The organism is Vibrio splendidus 12E03, from assembly GCF_000272105.2.
In the GTDB taxonomy this organism is placed as follows: domain Bacteria; phylum Pseudomonadota; class Gammaproteobacteria; order Enterobacterales; family Vibrionaceae; genus Vibrio; species Vibrio splendidus_I.
In genome coordinates, this window is record NZ_AJZD02000176.1 from 1 (window position 1) to 3398 (window position 3398).

General features: G+C 36.5%; 5 protein-coding genes. All 5 read right to left on the bottom strand.

What is annotated here, in order from left to right:
• Window positions 1-101 (bottom strand): recombinase family protein (locus tag A142_RS12505; RefSeq protein WP_032545406.1); only part of this gene is annotated, 101 nt, incomplete at its 3' end.
• A 347-nt stretch (window positions 102-448) separates the two neighbouring features.
• Entirely contained in the window at window positions 449-853 is a 405-nt protein-coding gene (locus A142_RS12510; RefSeq protein ID WP_019821692.1) for a TIR domain-containing protein, read from the bottom strand.
• Between the two features lie 2 nt (window positions 854-855).
• Window positions 856-2097, bottom strand: coding sequence for a TRAFs-binding domain-containing protein (locus tag A142_RS12515; RefSeq protein ID WP_019821693.1), 1242 nt, complete (start codon window positions 2095-2097; stop codon window positions 856-858).
• Window positions 2098-2252: 155 nt separating this feature from the next.
• Entirely contained in the window at window positions 2253-2405 is a 153-nt protein-coding gene (locus A142_RS24360; RefSeq protein ID WP_081324705.1) for a Hok/Gef family protein, read from the bottom strand.
• Between the two features lie 240 nt (window positions 2406-2645).
• A complete protein-coding gene (locus tag A142_RS12520; protein ID WP_019821695.1) occupies window positions 2646-2816 on the bottom strand; it encodes a DinI-like family protein in 171 nt (56 codons plus the stop codon).
• Window positions 2817-3398: the final 582 nt, after the last annotated feature.

Here is a 3398-nt window from a genome sequence, read left to right on the forward strand (position 1 = left end):
TGCTCTTGGTAAATTTTGTCACAACCAATATGTTTAAGCTGTTCAAGTTGAACATAGAGCGTTTGGTCTTGAGTGCTGACACGAGCATAGCCAATTTTCATGAAAAGCCCCTTAAAATGAACATTAAGATAATTAAACATTAGTGTACATGTTCATGTGCTATTTCAAAGACTAATTGGACAGTATTGAGATGGGTGAAATGTAATGTTCATAAAGTTACACCTTTATGAACACTCGCTAAAACGAAGTGAGGGCCAAACCTTAATCATTGCAAAAATGATTAATAACATATCGACTTATACAGTAAAATAATAAGCACGTCTCGATGAAAGAAAAGATTTGAGTGCACTTTGGCATGAATCACAACACTGAATCAGGAAAAGGAACACCAATTAGTGCTCCGTCATGGGCAGAGCTAGAGGCTAGACGCCTCCAGCTACCTTATGAGTTATTTCGCATAGTCCCGAATGGCAGCAACAATACTCTCTGTATTCCAACGTACGTCGATTTTAGAACGACTAGAAACTGTTGTAGAAATCCTTTCTTGCCCCCAAGGAATTACACCAATGATAGGAATGTCTAATTCTAGGGCTTTATCTAACTCCCACTCCATCCAATCACTATAACTCGCATACATTCCAGCTAAACCAATTACAATATTTGAATTTCCAATTTTTTCAGCTAGACGTTGTTTAATATAATAAGCATTTGTACTATTAATAGGTTCATCTTTACTTACTTCTTCAAATGTAACATTAAAATAGCCTCGCTCATTTAACAACCTATGCAAATTTGCTAGTGCATCAGAATTTTGCCATGAGTGACTAATAAAAATACTATATGTTTTCGCCATTACTAACTCCTAGTTAATTCAATTAATTTTTTTTTACCTTCATTAAAGGTATCAGTTTCCCATTGCGCTTCAGCTAAAGATATAAACAAACTTTCAAACTTTTTCCCTTTTTCATCATCTCCAAGACCGAAGTAACAATTGGCTAACGTAGCTAATGCCCATTTCACGTCAACACTACTGTTACCTTCTTCAGCAGCATCTTCTACATGAACCAGAATCTTAATAATTTGTTTACGTGCTTTCTTTGCAGCAATCACGTAATAAGTTTTTTCATCTTCGTCTTCTTCAACTTCAGACATCATATCTAGACAAAGCGCATAATTCTCGCCTGTATAGTAGTCATTTCGTATCTGAAACCCTTTTTCATAATAATTTATGGCTCTTTTTAAACACTCGACATCTGAATTAGACAACCACATTCTTTTATAAATAGCGCCCGTTAAGCCAAGAGTCTCAGGGTCATTAGATTCACCATCCGGTGCTAGCTTCTCGATTACTCTTAATGCATCAGCTAAAGCCGTAGCTTCAGATGGTTCTTTTGATTTATAAGTAGATAAGGCAAGTTGTTGAAGGAAATAATCTTCCGATGGAACTGCTTCAGCAGCTTTTTCCCATAATTTAGCAGCTTCAACAAATTCATCATCTAACATGTGGTTTTTTGCTTTTTCAACAATCGCAAATATATGAGTTTCTCTTTCAGCTAAATCACCAATAATTTTTTTATATTCTTCAGGTGGTAATTTAGGAGGGTTAATATCTTTAATGAAATCGTATAATGGACTATCAATAAAAGAGTTACTGGTGACTCTTTTAATTGTTGTTGCTAATTCTTTCTGGCAACGTTTAGCTTCATCGGCACCGATATCTTCACCTAAATGTTTATAATGAAAAATTCGATTGTGATCTAAATCGAAGGGGATTTTACCTTCCTCTTCTTTTATAACTATTGTTGAATAGGGTCTTACAGCATGCCTAATACCTAACTCATATATGGCGTTTGGGTTAAAAGTAGAAATATCAGCGACTACAAGTTCTGCATGCATAAGTAATGCATACATACTTTTATCAATTAAACCAGAATCTTGTATTTCATCAGCTCTAACACATTGATAGCCTGAAGACTCTACTGCTGGTTGAATTATATTTTTATATGTTTTGTCTAGATCTAACGTCTTCCCTGTAGAGTAATCAGTTTTTTTCCCAAACCCCATTATTACAAAACATATTTTCTTTAATTTCGCCACAACAACTCCTTGGAGGATTAACTCATAACGTTTCAATCAGGAGCTAATCCTCAATTGAAGCCTCATTATCTCGATGAGAAAAAGATTTGGGTGCACCTTGGCATGAATCACAACACTGAATCAGGAAGAGGCTTACGCCCCTTCCTGTCCAGCCATTACTTCACTTCGTAGGCAAGCGTAGCTAGAAAGTTTACGTTCTTATCTTCATAACGAAATTCACAGAGTGAATCTCGTACAATCCAAAGCGAACACAATATCGTCATACAGACGACCGTTAGTCCCATCAGGGCGGTTTTACTTTTTGGCATTTTGCTTGCCTCCGTCGTTGAAGAGGCTATAATCAAGTTGTCGATACATGATTGAGGCCTCGTTGGTTATTATTAACTAACGGGGCTTTTGTCTATCTATCACAAACAAAAATGTTTAAATGACTGCTCATGACAAACAGCCAAGAGCACCCGCAAGTAGTGTACCACGACTCAGTAACGCTTTGTTAATCTTGTAGTAACCACTCATCAGCTTCATTAAATGCCTCTTCGATAATACGATTAGCGATTTTCTTTTCTTGCAAAAATTTCTAGTTGGTTATTGGTGCCAGTACGTATTCGAACCTTTACGTCTGGATACATGACAGACAATCTTTTGAACAATTCATCGTTGATCAACGTTAATCCATTCTTTGGAAGGCCAGCTTTTAAAATCTTCATTTCTACGCGCATGTTCACTCCTTAGTAAAATTGATACTGTTTAAATATACAGTTATTTTTAGTTTTTCAATTGAACTGCTCGGCGCAACCCCGTAGCTGGCGTAGCCAGTCGGAGGGTGAGCAAGCGGAATATCTGCTTAAATTGAACCTTGGCACGGTCACTGAAAATCTACTTTTTATATAGATCGATCAAGTTAATTATGGGTATAGAACTGACGGGGAACGCTTTGGCGTTCCTGTGTCAGATTTGGGCGATGGATAACTATTCGCTCGTTCCTCACGAAAGTTACCCACACACAAATCAGGTATGACTGATCTTTTGTTAGTTAATTCTTATATCTATTAATTCTCTTGTTTTACTTACCTGCTTATCTGTAGGGTTCCCTTGAAATAATTCTTTAGGAATCCATATAATAAAATCTTTAGGGGGTAGAAGAACTATGAGTTTTTGGCGATTGTGATAGAAATTTCAGAGGGATTTTTACTTAATGGGTATGGTGATGAATCGTATTTTGAGAAGAAGATCACACTGAATTTACTCCAGGTGTATTGAGTCCTACCAAACTAACGGTATGAATAAATTTAAAGGGGTTA

Bases quoted from the DNA above. Each gene is read 5' to 3' on its own strand.
- A142_RS12510 (WP_019821692.1), bottom strand. From the start codon at position 853: ATGGCGAAAACATATAGTATTTTTATTAGTCACTCATGGCAAAATTCT.
- A142_RS12520 (WP_019821695.1), bottom strand. From the start codon at position 2,816: ATGCGCGTAGAAATGAAGATTTTAAAAGCTGGCCTTCCAAAGAATGGA.
- A142_RS24360 (WP_081324705.1), bottom strand. From the start codon at position 2,405: ATGCCAAAAAGTAAAACCGCCCTGATGGGACTAACGGTCGTCTGTATG.